The sequence below is a fragment of the Vibrio sp. ED002 genome (assembly GCF_023277445.1).
Classification (GTDB): Bacteria; Pseudomonadota; Gammaproteobacteria; order Enterobacterales; family Vibrionaceae; genus Vibrio; species Vibrio jasicida.
This window is the reverse complement of the sequence record NZ_CP080239.1, coordinates 352,612-371,033: the sequence shown is the minus strand read 5'-3', so window position 1 is coordinate 371,033 and position 18,422 is coordinate 352,612. Positions and strand designations below refer to the sequence as shown.

The 18,422-nt window shown below is 43.4% G+C and carries 16 protein-coding genes and 1 tRNA gene; 9 read left to right on the top strand and 8 right to left on the bottom strand.

The features are described from left to right. Positions 1 to 65 precede the first annotated feature (65 nt). Positions 66 to 860 carry an AraC family transcriptional regulator gene (locus ITG12_RS18460; RefSeq protein WP_038877240.1) on the top strand — a complete coding sequence of 265 codons (795 nt, stop codon included), beginning with the start codon at positions 66 to 68 and terminating at the stop codon, positions 858 to 860. A gap of 24 nt (positions 861 to 884) precedes the next feature. On the opposite strand, the gene ITG12_RS18455 is transcribed toward ITG12_RS18460, so the two are convergent. Beyond that, positions 885 to 1,241, bottom strand: a complete 357-nt coding sequence (locus tag ITG12_RS18455) for a DUF3024 domain-containing protein (RefSeq protein ID WP_039975181.1) — start codon at positions 1,239 to 1,241, stop codon at positions 885 to 887. 298 nt (positions 1,242 to 1,539) lie between these two features. Between ITG12_RS18455 and ITG12_RS18450 the strand changes: the two genes are divergently transcribed. Continuing rightward, positions 1,540 to 2,367, top strand: a complete 828-nt coding sequence (locus ITG12_RS18450) for a phosphate ABC transporter substrate-binding protein (protein ID WP_248874675.1) — start codon at positions 1,540 to 1,542, stop codon at positions 2,365 to 2,367. 64 nt (positions 2,368 to 2,431) lie between these two features. Here ITG12_RS18450 and ITG12_RS18445 read toward each other — a convergent pair whose 3' ends face one another. Next, a complete protein-coding gene (locus ITG12_RS18445) occupies positions 2,432 to 3,112 on the bottom strand; it encodes a MaoC family dehydratase (RefSeq protein WP_038866605.1) in 681 nt (226 codons plus the stop codon). A gap of 330 nt (positions 3,113 to 3,442) precedes the next feature. Here ITG12_RS18445 and ITG12_RS18440 point away from each other — a divergent pair. Then, positions 3,443 to 3,533: transfer RNA gene (locus ITG12_RS18440), tRNA-Ser, on the top strand. Between the two features lie 252 nt (positions 3,534 to 3,785). Then, entirely contained in the window at positions 3,786 to 5,234 is a 1,449-nt protein-coding gene (gene modF / locus ITG12_RS18435) for a molybdate ABC transporter ATP-binding protein ModF (RefSeq protein WP_248874673.1), read from the top strand. Positions 5,235 to 5,238: 4 nt separating this feature from the next. Here the strand turns inward: modF and ITG12_RS18430 are convergent, their stop codons facing one another. After that, a complete protein-coding gene (locus ITG12_RS18430) occupies positions 5,239 to 6,705 on the bottom strand; it encodes an EAL domain-containing protein (RefSeq protein WP_248874671.1) in 1,467 nt (488 codons plus the stop codon). Positions 6,706 to 7,153: 448 nt separating this feature from the next. Between ITG12_RS18430 and ITG12_RS18425 the strand changes: the two genes are divergently transcribed. The 3 genes from ITG12_RS18425 to ITG12_RS18415 all read left to right on the top strand — a co-directional run bounded on the left by ITG12_RS18425 (position 7,154) and on the right by ITG12_RS18415 (position 12,026). Further along, positions 7,154 to 7,888 (top strand): IclR family transcriptional regulator, encoded by a 735-nt coding sequence (locus tag ITG12_RS18425; RefSeq protein ID WP_038869667.1) that lies wholly within the window; start codon positions 7,154 to 7,156, stop codon positions 7,886 to 7,888. A 6-nt stretch (positions 7,889 to 7,894) separates the two neighbouring features. Beyond that, entirely contained in the window at positions 7,895 to 8,734 is an 840-nt protein-coding gene (locus ITG12_RS18420) for an arginase (protein WP_038869659.1), read from the top strand. Positions 8,735 to 9,053: 319 nt separating this feature from the next. After that, positions 9,054 to 12,026: a DUF6701 domain-containing protein gene (locus tag ITG12_RS18415; RefSeq protein ID WP_248875057.1), complete on the top strand. Its 2,973-nt coding sequence runs from the start codon at positions 9,054 to 9,056 to the stop codon at positions 12,024 to 12,026. Between the two features lie 80 nt (positions 12,027 to 12,106). Here ITG12_RS18415 and ITG12_RS18410 read toward each other — a convergent pair whose 3' ends face one another. Continuing rightward, positions 12,107 to 13,399, bottom strand: a complete 1,293-nt coding sequence (locus tag ITG12_RS18410) for a DEAD/DEAH box helicase (RefSeq protein ID WP_038869656.1) — start codon at positions 13,397 to 13,399, stop codon at positions 12,107 to 12,109. A 291-nt stretch (positions 13,400 to 13,690) separates the two neighbouring features. Here ITG12_RS18410 and ITG12_RS18405 point away from each other — a divergent pair, with 291 nt between their 5' ends. After that, positions 13,691 to 13,933 (top strand): hypothetical protein, encoded by a 243-nt coding sequence (locus tag ITG12_RS18405; protein ID WP_039976164.1) that lies wholly within the window; start codon positions 13,691 to 13,693, stop codon positions 13,931 to 13,933. A 211-nt stretch (positions 13,934 to 14,144) separates the two neighbouring features. After that, a complete protein-coding gene (locus ITG12_RS18400; protein ID WP_038869654.1) occupies positions 14,145 to 14,420 on the top strand; it encodes a hypothetical protein in 276 nt (91 codons plus the stop codon). A 77-nt stretch (positions 14,421 to 14,497) separates the two neighbouring features. Here the strand turns inward: ITG12_RS18400 and ITG12_RS18395 are convergent, their stop codons facing one another. From ITG12_RS18395 to pcp, 4 genes are all read right to left on the bottom strand, one after another. Further along, positions 14,498 to 16,117, bottom strand: coding sequence for a diguanylate cyclase (locus ITG12_RS18395; RefSeq protein ID WP_248874669.1), 1,620 nt, complete (start codon positions 16,115 to 16,117; stop codon positions 14,498 to 14,500). Between the two features lie 163 nt (positions 16,118 to 16,280). Beyond that, the gene (locus ITG12_RS18390) at positions 16,281 to 17,267 is read right to left on the bottom strand and encodes a GTP-binding protein (protein WP_038882276.1); all 987 of its coding nucleotides are present in this window, start codon (positions 17,265 to 17,267) and stop codon (positions 16,281 to 16,283) included. Between the two features lie 64 nt (positions 17,268 to 17,331). After that, positions 17,332 to 17,595, bottom strand: a complete 264-nt coding sequence (locus tag ITG12_RS18385) for a hypothetical protein (protein ID WP_038869651.1) — start codon at positions 17,593 to 17,595, stop codon at positions 17,332 to 17,334. Positions 17,596 to 17,769: 174 nt separating this feature from the next. Then, positions 17,770 to 18,408: a pyroglutamyl-peptidase I gene (pcp, locus tag ITG12_RS18380; RefSeq protein ID WP_248874666.1), complete on the bottom strand. Its 639-nt coding sequence runs from the start codon at positions 18,406 to 18,408 to the stop codon at positions 17,770 to 17,772. Positions 18,409 to 18,422 lie beyond the last annotated feature (14 nt).

Below are 18,422 nucleotides of genomic sequence, written 5' to 3'. Positions count from 1 at the left end.
TAAAGTTTAAAGGCGCTCAACTGAGCGCCTTTTTTATTTGTCATGTAAAAACGATAAGAACGAATATGCCGAACATTGAGATCATTCGCTTTAATCACTTCACTGCTCGCAAAAGTGAACGCTACACCGCCACCCACAACGGGTTATATGTTGTTGAGGAAGGCACCCTTGTTATCAACCAGCCAAGTGGCGAACAATTTGAACTGAAAGCAGGAGATTTCACCCTTTATAATTCAGCGGACTTGAGAAGTGCAGAAGCCAAACCTGGCGGTTTTAAAGCGATTGCCTTGGTCTTTGACATTGGTTTGTTCAGTGAATTCAAATCGGCCCACCCCACGATTACATCAGACACCGACGATCGTCGCTTTTATCCATTTTCAGCTCAAGGCCACCTAGTTATCTCGCAGCTTAAGAGCGCGTTAATTGAATTAGCAGATAACAAAGCACCACAATACGCTCAAAGCCATATTGCCCTCGCCCTGTTGTCACTGATGGTAGAAGTTCAGCCTGACATCTTATCTATCATTGATGACGCAAGCAGCCTAACCGCGTCTCAGAAGGCGATTAAGTATATTGAAAAGAACATAGAAAAAGACATTACGTTAGAAGCGTTAGCAACGCACATGAGTATGTCTATCGCCACACTCAAGCGTAGATTGGCAGCGGAGAACCTTTCGTTCTCTCATATTTTGAAAGTGAAGCGCATCAACCATGCAGCAACCCAACTTCGTGTCTCTCAGAAATCCATTACTCAAATTGCCTTTGAATCTGGATTTAAAAGCGCAGCACATTTTAGTACCGCATTTAAATCGATTTACAGCATCACGCCAAAAGAGTTTCGTAGCCAAATCGCAAAGTAATCGGGGTTGAAGATAAGTTAGCCATCAATCCCAAAAACACGCTTGAGGATCGCTTTCCAGTTCGGCGAGAAGCACCTCAAGCGTTTGACTACTTGGTAGCTTCTCGTAAGGTATCCATACCAGTTCTTCTTCACTATAGGTCGGAACATAAAAGCACCAAAGCTGAGTTTTAGCATCAAATAGGATTTTAGCGATGGGAGATGTGTACTCACTGTGTTGTGAATCAAGTAAGAAGTGCGCATGATAAAGCTCGACACCGTTCTCTATAGGCTCGTACAAGCACTTCCCCAGCGCTTCTACTGGCAAATTGACATTTCGTCTAGCGCAAAGCGTTTGAACCAACTTATGTAGGCGACTGGTCGCCATTTGAGACACGGACATGAGCGTACTCCTGATATGTTGTTCTTAGTATATACCCAAGTGCCTGAGAGAGGCAGAAATCACCATCGGGCATGCGCCCGCTCAAGTCTAGAATAGCATCGCATTTGATGCCGAAAAGCTAACTGCGTCACCTCTTTCACTTCAAATCAGTGAAACCCTCCCATCCGATATTATTGATAGTTATCAACATAAAACGAGCGCAATCGATAATTCGCTATGGATATCAATCTGCATTCACAAAAGTGTAACCTGAACGAAATATGATGAGCGCTGCGATATACCGTATATGGAGTTCAATATGTTACGTTTTACTGTGGCAACTGTATTAGCCATGGCTCTTTCCCTTCCTTCTGCTGTGGCAAAAGAAGTGAATATTTCAGGTTCTACTTCCGTTGCACGAGTAATGGATGTACTTGCAGAAGAATATAATAAAACACACCCTGATGCTTATATTGCCGTGCAAGGTATTGGCTCAACCGCTGGTATCACTATGGTAAATAAAGGTGTGGTTGAGATGGGGATGAGCTCTCGCTATTTAACAGAAAGAGAGAAAGGAGAAGACTTAAACGTATTCCCTATCGCTTATGATGGTCTTGCTGTTGTTGTTAACCGCACTAACTCTGTAGCCAACCTTTCGGAACAACAACTGTTTGATATCTACAAAGGTAAAGTCGACAACTGGAAGCAAGTTGGCGGTACAGACCAACCTATCGCAGTCGTCACTCGTGAAGCCTCTTCCGGTTCTCGTTACAGCTTTGAAAGTCTACTTGGATTAACCAAGATCGTGAACGACCGCCTGGTCTCTGATATCAATCCGAACAACCTTGTCGTCAACAGCAATAGCATGGTAAAAACCATCGTAAACCATAACCCTCACGCGATTGGTTTTATCTCTGTTGGCTCAGTTGACCGGTCAATAAAAGCGATTCAATTTGAAGGCACTGCTCCTACAGCGAGCAATATCGCCAATCACAAATACAAGCTAGCTCGCCCATTTTTAGTTCTGTACAAGGTAGATGGATTGGAAAAAGCAGGCAAAGACTTCGTGAAGTTTCTGAAATCGCAAGAAGGTCAAAAAGCGATTGCAGATTACGGTTACACACCAGTAAAAAGCTTCAATCAGTAAACCACAGATGCAAAAAAGAGAGCCTAGTTGAGCTCTCTTTTTTGTTTGAATCTTTTTATTCCGATTAGAAGTGCAACTGAATCACAGAAACAACTACCGCTCCAGGTCGACGAATACCTTCAATTTCTACTTTGATTTCACGCTCAATCTCAAGGCCTTTCTTGATTGGTGTGATTTTAGTAAGCGTACTTGATGCACGTACATTGTTACCCGCCTTCACAGGGTACGGGAAACGTACTTGGTTTAAACCTAGGTTCACGACCAACTTTGCTGTTGGGAACATTGGTTTTTCTGGATCAACAGAGTCTGTAAGCTTCGGCAAAAGCGCCAGCGTCAGGAAACCATGAGCAATCGTAGTTTTAAATGGTGATTCTGTTGAAGCACGTTCTGGGTCGGTGTGGATCCATTGCATGTCTTCCGTTACCGAACCAAATTGGTTGATACGTTCTTGAGAAACATGAACCCAATCACCCACGTGGATCACTTCACCAACCTTGTCGCTCAACTCATCGAAAAGCACTTGTGCTTCTGGTTTTAGGACAATTGGATCAGGTTGAGAAATCACTTCCTCATTCACAGCAGGCTGCTGATGATCACGTACTTTAGAAAAAAGAAAACTGCTTTGTGCTCGACCTAAAAAGTCACCCCAATAATCGCGTAGCGTTGGAGACATCCAATTCATAAACTCTGATTGGTGAGCAGAGATCGCACCAACTTTGTCTTTAAATAGATTCGTGACTTTCATAAAAACCCTTCGATAAATTCAAGCACAACTGGCTATACCAGTTAATTTTGAATTAACTCACACTATGTTGCAAATACTTTCGGGCGAACACATGTATACTCAAAGTTATTTAATTCTTATTTTTCATGAAGATAGCAATAAAACACTATTTTATTAAGTAACCACAACATAAAGTAAATACTCTACAATATATCGTAACAATCATCTTTTCTACGGTAATTTGTGATATTCACCTTCTAGAAGTGTGACTATAAAACGCGCAAACAGTTCTTTTAGATGAAATCAATACTTTACAACGTTTCTACCTCACCCTATTATACGTCCCGCAACGGAGAGATGGCTGAGTGGTTGAAAGCACCGGTCTTGAAAACCGGCATACGTTAATAGCGTATCTAGGGTTCAAATCCCTATCTCTCCGCCACATTTAGAAAGCCCGTTGAGAAATCAACGGGCTTTCGTCGTTTTAGCATTTGGAAAATTACGGGATTTCTAACTCCCTAGTCGTGTGCGACCCCACTACATATTCTTCCCTTTCACCTTCTTCTAGATTTACTGACCAACTCCGCACTTATCGCAATCGACGAAAAAATCCGCACATCAATTCGTTCTATGCAGACTCAAGACTTGTTATAACTAGGAGCAAGATAACAATAAATCATGGAAGACAGACACAATGCCGATTCAATTTCATCAGCTTACTGCAAAGGAAAACACTTCTACTCTCTCTATCGACGATTGGCAGATTGAAGCCGGGCAATCTTGGGGTATATTCAGTTCTGAGGGCGATATTGGTTCGATGCTTGGTGACTTACTGTGTGGTGAAATTAAACCTGAATCAGGTAAACTGAATATCGAGGATTGTCATATTGCTCAGGTCTCCCTTTCTGAGCAACAACGATTATTGGAACTGGAGATAGAAAAGGACGATACCGACTTCCTCGACCGTATTGACCAAGGCAGTTCCGTTTACCAGTTGATTTTTGAAGTCTGCCGAGACGAAGCTTTCACACAGGATCTGATTGAAGACCTCGACTTATCACATTTAGCAGAAAGCAGTTTTCGAGTGCTTTCAACGGGTGAAACACGACGCGTTATGCTTGCCCGAGCGCTAGCGACCAAGCCTGACTTAGTGTTGCTAGACAACCCGTTTACTGGTTTGGATGTCGCTCACCGCGCCTCATTGGCGGCTTACCTTCAAACACTCTCTCAATCAGTACAAATGCTGATTACCTTCTCTCGTGAATCTGACATGCCTGACTGGATAGAACGTATTGCGCTGTTCAACGCAGGCAAGCTTGATAGCACCATGGATAAGCAAAGCTGGGACCTACACCCTGTCATAGCGCAGATAAAATCGCAGTCAGAAAAACAAAGCGAAGAGATGATGACATTGATTCGCCAACACCAACATTCAACTCACTTCGATAACCCTATCTTTGAGCTAAAAAACGGCAAGGTCGAGTATACAGAGAAAACCATTTTCACCGACTTGAATTGGCGTATCGACAAAGGTCAGCATTGGCAAGTGAAAGGACCAAATGGCTGCGGAAAAAGCACGTTATTAGGGCTGATATTTGGTGACCACCCTCAGTGTTACAGTAATGATATTCAGATCTTTGGTAAAAAACGCGGTACTGGCGAAACCATATGGGAAATCAAGCAATACATTGGCATGGTTTCTTCCGCACTACATCTGCAATATCGAGTCAACTGCAGCGCACTAGAAGTCATTCTATCAGGGTTTTATGACTCAATTGGGTTGTACTCCAAACCAAGTAAGAAAGAACTCAACATAGCTAAAGAGTGGCTGACAATCTTGCATATGGAGCAGTATGAGAAAACGTCGTTCAAACAACTGGAATATGGTCAACAGCGCTTGCTCTTAATAGCTAGAGCGATTGTAAAACAACCAACGTTGTTAATACTGGATGAGCCCTACCAAGGTTTAGATTACCTTGGTCGAGTGCTGGTAAAAAACACCCTTGAGTTAGTTGCAAAAGAAAACCTAAGCCAGCTCCTATATGTTTCTCACTATCAGGAAGATGGCTTAGAGAGTATTCAGAATTATCTAGAATTCAGATTCGACGAACAGACTCAATGCTATAAAGGGAGTACTGAGTAAGCATTTACTGAGAACCAACCACTTCCGAATAAGGAAGTGGTTTAGCATAGAAATAGCCTTGGTGTAGGTTCACACCTAACATCGTCAAGTGTGCTGCTTGCTCCCGAGTTTCGACACCTTCTGCAATCAGATCGACATGTAGATCCTCAGCCAATCTAACAATTGCATTCAATACCGTGGAATTAACGCTGTCAATCCCGATGGTATCAACAAAGCACTTATCAATTTTCAGATAATCGACCTTCATATGTTGCAGAACTGCCAATGCGGTTTGCCCTGTGCCAAAGTCATCGATCAACACCTGAATCCCATGTAACCTGAGCGCCGCAATATGGCACCTTGCCTCCCCATCAATCAATTGCCTCTCGGTAATCTCAATGCTCATCTCAACATTGTATTGTTTCAGTTTCCGATGAATGGTCTCGATTTTTCTTATTACGTGAGCGCCAGCAAGATAACCTGGTGGGACATTGATGCCTAGATGGACTGGCTGTTCGAACTTAAATTGAGAAAAATCCTCACACGCTCTTTCTAATACGAAATCAGTTAGCATCTCCACCAACCCGCTCTCTTCTGCCGCAGGTACAAATTCATCAGGAGAAATAAAACCCTTCTGTTTGTGAGGCCAGCGCACTAAGGCTTCATAGCCAAACGTTTTACCAGTTCTCGAATCTACTTGAGGTTGGTAATGCAATAAGAGCTCCCGCTTCTTAATCGCTTTGCGTAAGTCAGAAACTAAACTTCGCTGAGGATCGATGAAGCGATTTACTAAGAAAATTAAGAGATAAAAGAGTAATAATATTGGAAGCGCTGAAATCACATATGAAAAGCGCTTCTGCTCAACGTAAAAATCGCTGGCTTCCACTAGAGCCTCGTAGTCAAACAACTTAGAGTAGCCGAGTGATACTGCGTTTTCTCCCTGCATAGAAGCATCTTTGGGCGCAGAATCCTTACCAACAAACATAGCCGAACGCTTTAAACGTACATCATTACGATAACCAATCGTCGCGCCAAAGTAGTCTCTATCCACGATAGTAACGGCTTGGTATTCCGGTGCATCCTCTTTGGGGGTGATCAGAAATAAGACTTGGTCAGCATAGCCAGTGATATGACCTAGCGTAAGTTCACCTTTGCGATATAGCTGAACATAGTTCTCCATCGAACGATTCATTGATCCCAGTTTCGAGGAACAAATGATCTGACCATCTTTTACGATCAAGGTCTCGTCAATGTGTCTCTCAAACATTAAATTTTGTTGTATTGCTTCACAACGCTCCGGATTGATCAATGCTGTCCGGTTTTCTGTCTCTATTTGAAACAGGATTTCATCCGCAACTTGCAGATTTTTATCAAGAATATGATCAAGGTTACGTTGAACACTTTGATGCGCTAAATAGAAAACTTCCGCGACAATAAGGGGCAGCGGGAGCAAGTAAATGATGGCTTTTTTCAAAAGCTCTTTATTTATCATCGAGGAATAATCTCTTCTCAATCAAACTTAAAAACAAAATAAAAATAACGCTTCCCTATCAGATACTTAAGAAACCACTTCAAAAGCAACCGCCAGAACCTATCCACTGATTGAGTATGGTTAACAAGCAATAAAGCCGCAAATATAACAATGAGTTATTGATACATGGCTCATTTGAGAGACAGAGTTTACCAACTTTCTTGATTGGAATGCGATCTGTGAAGAGGAATTCACACAAAAATTGCTAATTTAACCAGTAGGTAAAGGTGAAGTCTGCAGGAAGAAAAATCATGACCCGATGCTTAAATGGCGAGCCCTCCTCTTAAAGGAAAAACATTAATATGGCTTTTTCTCACTATATGAGAATATCCAATCCCAATTATTTTCCTTTTCTCAACGTTTAAGAATTATAGTTGTTGCATACCCATTATCACGTTACAACATGCTCATGACGACAAACAAAGCCAACGCTAATCAGGTAAACGAAAAGGCGCTGCAATTGCTCATGCAAGTCGCAGTTAGTCCATTCCCAGTCTCTGCGAAAACGCTCAGTGAACAACTGGCTGTTCCTTTGAGTAGTCTTTATCGACATTTAAAGCTGCTTAAAGAATGGAACTTGATAGAGGAAAGTGTCCACGACAAGACATTTGTAGTCGGCCCAGCCGCTTTGTTGTTAATGCATAGCTATGAGACCGCGCAACATGGCTTAGATATGGTGGAAACCATTTTAGCTCGCCTAGTTCAACAAACAGGCGAAATGGCCGCTTACATGGTGCCTTCTGGTTACCGCGCGCTTTGTGTCAGACAGAAAGAGAGTATGCAGGCGCTTCGATGCAGCTACGTCCAGGGTCAAAGTCAACCATTGCTTCGTGGCGCCTCATCTAAGGTGATGCTGGCTTTCATGCCTCAAAGCCGTTGCGAAAAAATCTTGCGTCATTTTGGGCAAGATCATCGCCTCAGCGAATGGGAACAAGAGCTCAGTACCATCCGTAAGAACGGATACGCTGTCAGTACATCAGAAATCGATCCTGGTGTTTCTGGCATTAGCGCACCAGTCATGAAAGGAAGTAAATTGATTGGCGCAGTCTCGGTAATGGCTCCGGCTCACCGGGTCGAAAAGGATAAGCAGCGTATCATTTTGCATGTGTTGCAGGCAGCGAGAGCGTTGCCGCCAGAAAGGTAATTCATCATGTTAGGCTTTTTCAAACGCTACAAACTTCATCGAGCTCATAAGTCCGTCCACCATTACCCTTTTTCTTTTATGACGGTTTGTGAGCATTTAGCCCCGATGAGCAGTGGCACGTTTGATTTGGCCGATCAAAGTTTAGAGAATGCCAGTGACTGGCTCTATCAACAACACGATCAAGGCTCAGCCGCGAACCTTGGGCACTTTTCCCATCCCCAGATTGAGAGTGGCGATTTTCAAGAGGCATTAAGCTTGTCTCTTTCGCGCCACTCAATACCGGTTGTCTTATCGAATTGTACGGAAGCCATTCTATCCATGTTGCCAGTTGTGGTTTGCGATAATGACGAAATAGGCATCATAAATATCGGGCACCGAATGAGCCTAAAACCGACACTAGACCCTCGCCTTGGCTCCGCTTTTCATTTTGCGCTGTCACGCTACCCAAATGTCCGCATGTTCTTTGCTGGCGCGAGTGAGCAAGATACCAAACAAGAAGCTTGGGACTATGCCGAAGATCAAGGGTGTGATTGGGTTACCGACCGCGAATTTACCTTTCGTTACCGCAATCACCTCAAGCAACAAGTCGGAAGCTATTTAGACCATTGTGATCAGATCGTCATATCAATTGATTTGGCATCACTACTGACAAAAAACAGTCTAGATGGAACACCCGCGCTGGATATACAAATGGTTCTTCGTACGATTCGTCTGTGTCTGGTATCAGGAAAGGTAAAAGCGGTACAACTTGTCGGAGACAAAGATCGTCTTGTCTATTCGAAACAAACGAAAGCGATTCTCCAAGAGCTTTATCAAATGGCTCCTTTGATCGACCATGCCGCATAAGGCGTACTTCTACATCAGAGCCAACATTAAGGTGTTGGCTCTATCCGTTTTGGTCACATATAACCCTTTCTTATTATTTTCTAACAATTTGATACGCTAAAAGTGCGACACATACCCACCAAAACTATTGAACTAAGATCACATTCACGTTTTAATAGACTCATATGAACTTGGTATGACATACGAATAAAAAGCAACCAAAGTTCAATAACTAAGCGGGCATACTATAAAAAACTAAACCGCAAACTTAACTTCGATGAGCCTTTTGCTCACACTCGCTTGGTGCCATTAAGTTCCACTAGATTTAGGATACTTGATGATGCTAAAACAAATATTCATCACACTCGCATCTATTTTTTCCCCCTACGCTCTGGCAACAGTGTTTGATTTAGCTGACATTAAAACCGGTGATGAGGTCGGTTTTTGCCCAGAGAAGATACAGATACAAGAACCTACCGACCAAAAATATGATAAAGCGTACTACTGTCATGGAAACATAACACTTGAGCTAGATGAACAAATAATCAACACCCAAGATACCAAGATTCAGCTTCGTGCTTTTACCGGCTTGAACTTTAAAGGTAGAAATAGCATTGGCTCTCCAGAAAACCCGATAGGTATAAAATCCCTATCCCAAGGCGTAATAGTTAGCAATGCCAACCACGAAACCGACTACACATACATTTATGGCGATGTAAAAACGGATTATACGATTTCACTTGAAAACGTACTTATCGATGGTGATGTAGATTCAAGAGGCATGACTGTCGAGCTAAAAGGCCTCTACAACGTTGTCAACGGTCAAGTAACTGCAAGTCAAGACCTCAAGCTTGAGAACGCTCAAGTCTGCGGAGATGTTTGGTCGTCAGGCGGTTTAGTAGAAGTTGGAGCGAACAAGAATGTTATTGTCGGCGGCCTCTTTTCTTTACAAAATCTAACGCTCTCAAATACCGATGTTTTTGGTGCAATAGAATCCAAAGGTGCAAACATCACGCTAGACAATACTTCGGTTTATGCAAAATATAATGCTATTAAAGCGTTTCATACTGCAAGTTTTGTGGATGGTATCGGCCAAGTGTGTGGGAAAATAGAAGCCCACCGAGTCAACAACGACATCACTCAATACTGCGGAAAAGATGATCAAAGCTGCTCATATGCAACCAGAAATTGTCCAGAGAAAGAAGTCCCTGTTTGCGAGCTAATCCCACCGAGTTATGACGATTTCGACCTTATCGTCACACCAACAGAAGACATCGCACTAATGTGTGGTGATGAACTCCCTCAGTTTACCGTGACTACAACCAACAATGATGAAGTAACGAGCGCTAAAGTATTGGCTACTCTCTCTCATCCTGACCTATTCACGCTTGAAATGGTCGAAGGAAAACAGAAAATTGACAACAACAACTTTATCTCGAAAGATGACGGGACGTTGGTAATAAAAGTCATCCCGCATGATATCGATTCGATTTCACTAGATTTAAATTACACACTGACTTTCACCATGGTTGACGATACGAACAAAGCACAAACCGTGCAGTTTATGTTTACACCATTTATGTTTGAAGCTTATGAAGAAAACTTGAGCTCGATGAAAGAAATTCACGTTGTGGCAGGTAAATCAAAAACCGTGAACACTCGCTTGCTAGCGTGTGCCACTACAGGTGAACAAGTCATTGCGACTAATTACAATGGCACTCCTAAAGTCACTCATCCTCTCATCAAGCCAGCGGGAGGGAGCGAAGGAAACTTTCGTTACTCCGCAGAGTTTTCAGATGGCCTTTCTAGCCATGGTTTAGTCACGAATGAATCCGGATTGTTCTCTGTAAAAATGTCCGATAGATTCGAGTGCTCAGGTTTCGCAGAATGTCCAAATGATGGCTCTGTATACGTTGAAGGTACATTTGATGTCAAATCTCGACCATGGACACTGGCCATTTGCGACGGTTCAACCACACTAGCTTCCGGTACTTCGAAAAGTGGTCCTGGATTTATTGCCGCTGGAGAACACTTCTCACTGACCGTTAAACCCATCATTTGGCAAAGTGGTGGCTCTGTTACTGGTGAAGTAAATACAAAGAGTTATTGCGATGCAGATGTTACTGGCAACTTTATGTTGGAAGATGCACCCTCGGCAAGCATCGTATTAAGCAGTAAACAAAAGACACCGACCGAAACAGCAAACCAATCCGAGAAGTTACTGGAAAGTACCTTGTCACTCACTCGCAGCCATACCGAGAGTGAGAACTCTAAATACACCTTCTCCGGCTTGTACTGGGAAGAAGTTGGCAGCCTAAAGATCAAAGCAAGTTTAAGTAGTCACTACCTTGATATGACGGTTAACGCTGGCTTTCGAAATGTTGGTCGCTTCTACGCCAAATACTTTAAGGTGAGAGAGGCAGAATGGACGTACCCGACGAAACAAAACTTCATTTACATGAATCAACCATTTGAAGAGGTTCGTTATGACGTGGTCGCCCTTAATGCCAAACAAGAAGACATCGAGAATTACGTGTATTTCGATGCCAGTCTTCGAGAACACTTCCATTTGGGCGAATTGAGTGACTACGTAGACCGTTTCATTCCACCAGCAGCGCACTCGGTTGAGTGGAACTTGGTGGGTGACGCAAGTGTTGGCAGTTTCACTATTGAAAAAGCCACTGGCAACGCGAATTGTGACAATAGCCCTTGCTGGGAGAAGGATGCAACTGAAGGCCAGTATCCAGACGGCCCATTCAATAAAGACTCAAAATCAACAAAGAGTGAAATCGGTCTAACTCACACAAACGTCGTCGATGAAATACACTTCTTTGATGACCGACATATCTTAAAAGAACAACCGGATATCCGCTTTGGCAGGCTTAATTTTAAAGACGTTGGCGGTAACCAAGGCATGACCATCAAGGTCCCACTTGACGTCGAAGTTTGGCAAGGTAGCCGCTTTGTGACGCACTTTGAAGACAGCGCAACCACTGCCAACGGAGAACATCATTCCAGAACCCCTATTTGGTCGAATTCTTCACCAAATAACACCAAGCTATCTGGTGAAGGGACAATGCACGCAGGCAGAACGTATGACCTTGTCGCAAGCCAAGTGGACTCTGCACGAGAACAGGTTCGCTTTCATTTAGATCTAAGCAGTGGCGGCAATAACTTACCTTGGTTGAAATACAATTGGGATAAGACCAATAAAGAAGAAGATAACCCGCCAACGGTCGTTACCTTTGGCATTCATCGTGGTAATGACCGTATCATCTATCGAGGAGAGTCCAATTTTATAGGGATGAATTAACCTCTTCATTTCATAGATAAAAAAGCGCCCCTCGGTTGAGGGGCGCTCTTCGTAGAATGTCTTTTTTCAATAAACGATGATTAGTTTGATGAACGACGTGCTTTCAAACGTTTTACCATCGCTAAACGACGTTCTGCTGAGCCTTGGTCCGTAGCCGATTGGTTCGGGTTATTACGTCGACCTTGACGATTTTTGAATGCCGGTTTTGAATTCAACTTCTCGATGTAAGCTTCACGTTGTTTTGGTTCGTAACCAGCTAGTTCGATTCGACGAATATGCTGCTGGATTAGGTTTTCCACCTGTACAACCGTCAACTCTTCTTCACGGTTAACAAACGACACGGCATGACCTTGCTTACCAGCGCGACCAGTACGACCGATACGGTGAACATAGTCTTCTGCTAAGAATGGCATGTCGTAGTTGACTACGTGAGGTAGGTCTTCGATGTCCAAACCACGAGCAGCAACATCCGTCGCTACCATTACGCGTACTTTGCCTGTTTTGAACTCTTCCAGAGCACGACGGCGAGCACTTTGCGCACGGTCACCATGACAAACCACCGCTTTGATGCCATCCAGCTTCAGCTCTTTTACTACGTCGTTTGCGGTTTCTTTATAGTTGACGAAAACCAGCACTTGTTTCCAGTTTTTACGACCAATAAGTTCAGAAAGTAGTTCTGTCTTACGCTCCTGGTCTACTGGGTACAATACGTGAGCAATGGTTTGAGCCGTAGTATTCGCTCGTTCTACTTCGATACGCTTTGGCTTACGTAGAATGTCTCTTGCTAGAACGTTCAATTGGCTAGAGGTTGTTGCTGAGAACATCATGATCTGTGGGTCGGTATCCACATCTAACATGATTTTACGAACCGCATTGATAAAGCCCATATCCAAGATTCGGTCTGCTTCATCAAACACAAGAAAATCAATGTTTGCTACTGAAACGTTACCTTGTTCAATGTGCTCTTCTAGGCGTCCTGGCGTTGCAACCAGAATATCCACACCATTTTCTAATGCTGTCACCTGTGATGACATCTTGCGACCACCAAAAATAGCCGCAACAGAGAGGTTCGTATACTTAGTGTAAGCTTTGATGTTATCAGCGATTTGCTCTGCTAATTCACGAGTCGGAGCCATGATAAGTGCACGTGCTGTCTTACGAGACGCGTTACGACCACTATCAAGCAAACGTTGAATCATTGGCAAAGAAAAGGCTGCGGTTTTACCCGTACCCGTTTGTGCAGTAGCGAAAATATCATGGCCTCGACGAGCCATTGGAATCGCCTTTTGTTGGATTGGCGTTAACTTCTCATAACCGCATTCTGCCAGTGCTTTAACCACTTCTGGCGCAAAACCTTGAGATGAAAATGACATTGAGCGTATTCCTTAAACAAACCACTAGATAGCTTTGAAAATTTAGCCGTGCACTATACCCGAATTCAGGTGATTTATCTCACTTTTTTCAACACCTAATCTGCAAAAAAGGTCACCTTTTTCTGGGTTTTACACCTAGGTTATTTCTTCCTCATTCATAAATTAGCATTTTATAAAATGTTTTTTCATAATGCCTACCACTTGATATATATCAAACTAGTTGTACATTTATAAGCATACACTGCGCGCGTTTTAATCAACCTAATCAATCTAACTATAGAGAATAGAATCATGAACAAATGCTTGTTGGCTCTCGCAATGGTTTCTTTAAATTCATACAGCGCAACCGCGACGATGGGCTGGTCGGGAGTCGTACCTTCGATCGCTCAAGTTCCCGCTAATATTACCGTCGAGAAAGAAACCGTACACTTTGATCTCTACGGAAAACATGTCGAGTTATCAGTAACTAACCTGACAAAGGATCAGATCATTATCGATCAGGCGAACGTTCCTATGCTGGCCTTAGACCTATAATCTGCTTGCCAAGGAGTGGCTGCCTACCTTCTTTTTGGTCACTTTAATTCTCATCCATAATCTCACCAAATTTAATCATCCCCGCAGTCCGGTCGCCTTACATACTGATAGTAAAGAATTGTGATGTCTCATCACTTCAGTCAATAATTAGCATTAAAGAACTTTTTTGACTGGCCGCTATAAAGACGTCGCATAAACAAGGAAGGTTATCATGACAAAGCAAATATTATCGCTAATGCTAATCGCCCTCTCATTCAACGTGAATGCAGCAGGCGCTTTGATGAACTGGTCAGGAAAAGTGAAATCGGTCGCCGTTCTGCCGACTAACATAGAGGTCAAATCAGGTTACCTCGATTATGACCTTGACCAAAAACACGTCCGAGAGAACCTCGGCCTTGACCATATTGATTACACCGCACCCACTCTAGAAAAAGATCAACTTATCGTGTACCAAGCGACGGTACCGATGTTATCGCTAGAGCTTTAAGCAATGGTTTTTAGCCATTTCTAAAGTTAAGGCGCATTGGAATTCCTTCGCAGTATGCGCCTTACTTGTAGAATGGATTATTTTATAAAGTAGTAACGGTTCTTACCTGACTTCTTCGCTTCATACATCGCCATATCAGCTTGATGCATTAGCTCGTCGAGTGTGCAATCCTGCCCTTTTGTATAACAACCGCCAATCGAGGTAGTCACTTGATGGAAGGTCCCTGGTAACACTTCAATTGGATCTTGAATCAACTGAATCAAAGATGCCGCGTAGTGTTCAGGATTTTGCATATGCTCTTGAGAGCTCAACAAAATAGCAAACTCATCACCGCCTAGACGTGCCAGCAAGGCTTTACTACCAAATACACGATGCATTACGGATGCAACATGAATTAAGGTTTTATCTCCTGCTGAATGCCCATATTCATCATTAATGAACTTAAAACCATCAAGGTCGAGGTAGATCAAGCAGATCATTTTTCCTGCTTTTAAGTTTTGATCCAGCGTATTCGTCGCTTGATTTTGAAATGCGCCACGGTTAACGAGACCAGTAAGGCTGTCGTGGTGAGCCAAGTAGTGGATACGTTGATTATCGGCAAAGGCTCGCAGTTGAAAGCGCGCAATAAAGTAAGCCAGAATAATGCTCAATACCACGCCAACCTGCATTAACCATTTTCGTTCGTATTGTGAACTGACGATGTCCTTCCTTTCGCTAAAATCAACATAAGAAACTAACTTCCATGCCGTTGAGCTGTTTTCGCTAACGTGGTAGTCCTGAAAGCAGTATGGATTGATGCGATCAACAGCACCAACGGACTCGATCGTCATGATGCCTTTATCCGTCTCGATCTGACCTGTAGACATATTGCGAATTTTTTCGGCCAACTCTGGAAATGCACTGTAGATGGTCTCATCACTTCGTTGGTTGTACATAAATGCAAACTCAGAATCGCGACGCTGTTTGTTAAACAAAAAATAACCGTCTTTGTTGAGCAACATGTAGTTGGTTCCCATATCGAGATTAAACAACGCCATGCCTTCCATTAGGTATTTCGCGAGATAGTTAACCACAACGATGCCACGCTTTTGCCCTTTTTCATCAAAAACAGGAGTGGCCAGACGAATCATAGGCTTAAGCGGTACTTCAATCTGACCATGCTCAACATTCAAATCTAAAGGCGATACGTAGATCTTTCGGCAACCTAGCTGCAATGCTTTATTGAAGTAGTAACGGTGGCTTTTGTTTTGTAGCTGCTCGGTCGGTACGACCTGTGAGTGTCCATCGTTAAAGTTAATACGAACCACTTCATTCCCTTCCAAATCGAGATAACGAAGTTGGTCATACACTTCTTTACGCTGACTGACTGCTTCCAAAATGGTACTCAGCCTTGTGAGTTCAACATCGCGCTTGGCCACAGGCAACAACGCCACCACGTCGTACACCTTTCTCGCTTCCATAATGTCGGATAACAAAGCAGTTTCTCTTACCACGGAGCCCATTACCCACTCGATGTATTGCTTCTTGCCTTCTAACAGTGCTTTTTGTTGAACACGGATGTTGCTCTTTTCTGCCTCTTCAGACGCAGACTTATCGTAATGAATGATGGCGCCAAATACCGCAACGAGCAGAAAGAAAATCGCGATAAAGCGTAAGCAAAAGAACTTCAACTCAGAAAAAGTAAAGGTAGAATTCAAGTGGTCTCCGGTTTCTTACCTAGTGATAAAACCGGCAATTATAGTGATACAAATCACATATAAATAGGTTCGTATCGATAAAAATTTTCTATCGTCTCAACAGTGAAAGCGAATAAAAAAGGCCCGAGTATCCACTCAGGCCTTGTTCCATCTTGGTTGGTGTCTATTCTGAGATGTCACAAAGCTTTAGTAGAAGCGCTTCCAACTGGTCCCAAGGCATCAATTGAGAGTCAATAACCTCAAGGCGTGATTCGAAGCCCTGTAAGCTCATTTCATTGACTGAAACCACGCCATTCGCCACGTTAAACGCGTAGCAACCTTGGTCTGTGTTCATCACTGCTTTCACACGTTCAGCAGTTAGCTCAGATAGCATGGAGAACAGTTGATCAAAATTGAATGAGTATTCCGCGCCGAACAACCAACCACAGCTGAAGTAACCCTGCCCTTTGTTCTCTTTACGAATGAAAGCCTCACCCGGAGGTAGTTGGAATTGAGGCTCTTGGTGAGCATGATCATGATGATGCGCTTCAATATGAGAAGAAGCACTGCCGTGCACCCGTTCGATATCTAGCACTTCAATCGGTAAGTCACCGTCGTGAATCAGCTTACTGAACACTTTAGAAGGCGTTTGGTCTGTCACCCAGTCATTGAAAACATCAATATCATGGCTTGTACACAGGTCAACTTTGCTACCAATGACCACATCTGCGCTATCAAGCTGATCAACAAAGTTTTTGTTAGAAAGGTACTTCTCGTTACTTAGGTTACGCGGGTCCACCAGCGCAATCGTCGCTTTAAGATCCACATACGGTTGGTACTGCTCAGACGTTAGCGTCGCAACTACTTGCTTTGGATGGCCCAAGCCCGTCGGCTCAATAAGAAGACGGTCAGGGTTCTGGCGCAGCAAAGCCGTAATACCAACAGACATAGGCACGCCAGCCGTGCAGCACATGCAACCGCCCGGCACTTCTTTGATCATCGCGCCTTGGTCAGTCATCATCGCGCCATCGATACCAATTTCACCAAACTCATTGACTAACACAGCCCAGTTCTCGTTCTCTGGTTTGTTTTTCAATAAATTCAAGATAGCGGTGGTTTTACCGACACCCAAAAATCCTGTCAGTATATTGGTTGGTACTCGATTTGACATGCTCTTCTCCGACAAGCTTGTGCTTAAATGCTTTTGCCAAAGTATACGGAGAATGTGACTTGCTTCAACGCTTTTTATCGCGAGGGTCTAAGCCTTTATGCAACGCATTCGCTTTTGTCTGCTGAGATTGTTGGTAATAACCAAATGCATCCGCATTTTTAACACCAGAAAGGTGCATGCTGGTGTGAATCACACAAGTAAAAAACGCGACAATCGCTACAAGGATTGGAAGCAGTCCGAGGGTGTTTTCAAATTTTAAAGCGGCAATAGCCAAAGCGAAAACAACCGCAGAGGAAAGTGCAATGATCTTACTTCTATTGCTTTTCATGATAGTTCGCCTTATTTGAACGAGAGATCAAAGTGAATCGGTGTTACTTATCCATTTCACAGTTCAATGCTACTCCTTTCATACCCCACAAAATTTGAGCGACTTAACAGATACAAAAACACCGAGCTTAATGGTGCTCGGCGTTCATCTAAGGATTTGAATTTGGCTTGTGTATCAACAAATTTGGCCTGCGCTGACTGCAATGTCAGATTCGTTGTCAATCGCGGCTTGAGCCAAGAGCGCTAACCCTTCAACAATAACATCTAACGACATGGTTGGCTGGTTGCCTAAAGCGTCTTGCTCTGGCAAAAGAGGAATATGCACAAAGCCATGACGTACCGATTTATCACGCAAGTAATGCTGGATACCATAAAACAGGTGATTACATACAAACGTCCCTGCCGTATTTGATACTTGGCATGGAATGCTCGCGTTTTGTAAAGCGTTTGTCATCGCCTTGATGGGCAGCGTTGTGAAGTAAGCGTCTGGGCCATCTTGAACTACTGGCTCATCGATTGGTTGATAGCCACCATTATCAGGGATACGGAAGTCGTCTACATTAATTGCCACACGTTCTGGAGTAATCGCTGCACGCCCTGCTGCCTGCCCTACTGTGATGACAATATCTGGTTGGTATTGCTCAATCGCGTTAACCACGGTATCGATAGATTCATAACGTGTGACGGGCACTTGGCAAATCATCACCTCGCCGCCATCGAGTTTCTTTCTATCAAGTCGCTTTATTGCTTCTAAAGCAGGGTTGATGGATTCACCACCAAATGGCTCAAAACCTGTCATTAACACTTTCTTCATCGGACTATTTTCTC

Excerpts from the sequence above, each read along its gene's own strand:
- ITG12_RS18460 (WP_038877240.1), top strand. The coding sequence starts at position 66 with ATGCCGAACATTGAGATCATTCGCTTTAATCACTTCACTGCTCGCAAA.
- ITG12_RS18455 (WP_039975181.1), bottom strand. The coding sequence starts at position 1,241 with ATGTCCGTGTCTCAAATGGCGACCAGTCGCCTACATAAGTTGGTTCAA.
- ITG12_RS18450 (WP_248874675.1), top strand. The coding sequence starts at position 1,540 with ATGTTACGTTTTACTGTGGCAACTGTATTAGCCATGGCTCTTTCCCTT.
- ITG12_RS18445 (WP_038866605.1), bottom strand. The coding sequence starts at position 3,112 with ATGAAAGTCACGAATCTATTTAAAGACAAAGTTGGTGCGATCTCTGCT.
- modF (WP_248874673.1), top strand. The coding sequence starts at position 3,786 with ATGCCGATTCAATTTCATCAGCTTACTGCAAAGGAAAACACTTCTACT.
- ITG12_RS18430 (WP_248874671.1), bottom strand. The coding sequence starts at position 6,705 with ATGATAAATAAAGAGCTTTTGAAAAAAGCCATCATTTACTTGCTCCCG.
- ITG12_RS18425 (WP_038869667.1), top strand. The coding sequence starts at position 7,154 with ATGACGACAAACAAAGCCAACGCTAATCAGGTAAACGAAAAGGCGCTG.
- ITG12_RS18420 (WP_038869659.1), top strand. The coding sequence starts at position 7,895 with ATGTTAGGCTTTTTCAAACGCTACAAACTTCATCGAGCTCATAAGTCC.
- ITG12_RS18415 (WP_248875057.1), top strand. The coding sequence starts at position 9,054 with ATGCTAAAACAAATATTCATCACACTCGCATCTATTTTTTCCCCCTAC.
- ITG12_RS18410 (WP_038869656.1), bottom strand. The coding sequence starts at position 13,399 with ATGTCATTTTCATCTCAAGGTTTTGCGCCAGAAGTGGTTAAAGCACTG.
- ITG12_RS18405 (WP_039976164.1), top strand. The coding sequence starts at position 13,691 with ATGAACAAATGCTTGTTGGCTCTCGCAATGGTTTCTTTAAATTCATAC.
- ITG12_RS18400 (WP_038869654.1), top strand. The coding sequence starts at position 14,145 with ATGACAAAGCAAATATTATCGCTAATGCTAATCGCCCTCTCATTCAAC.
- ITG12_RS18390 (WP_038882276.1), bottom strand. The coding sequence starts at position 17,267 with ATGTCAAATCGAGTACCAACCAATATACTGACAGGATTTTTGGGTGTC.
- ITG12_RS18385 (WP_038869651.1), bottom strand. The coding sequence starts at position 17,595 with ATGAAAAGCAATAGAAGTAAGATCATTGCACTTTCCTCTGCGGTTGTT.
- pcp (WP_248874666.1), bottom strand. The coding sequence starts at position 18,408 with ATGAAGAAAGTGTTAATGACAGGTTTTGAGCCATTTGGTGGTGAATCC.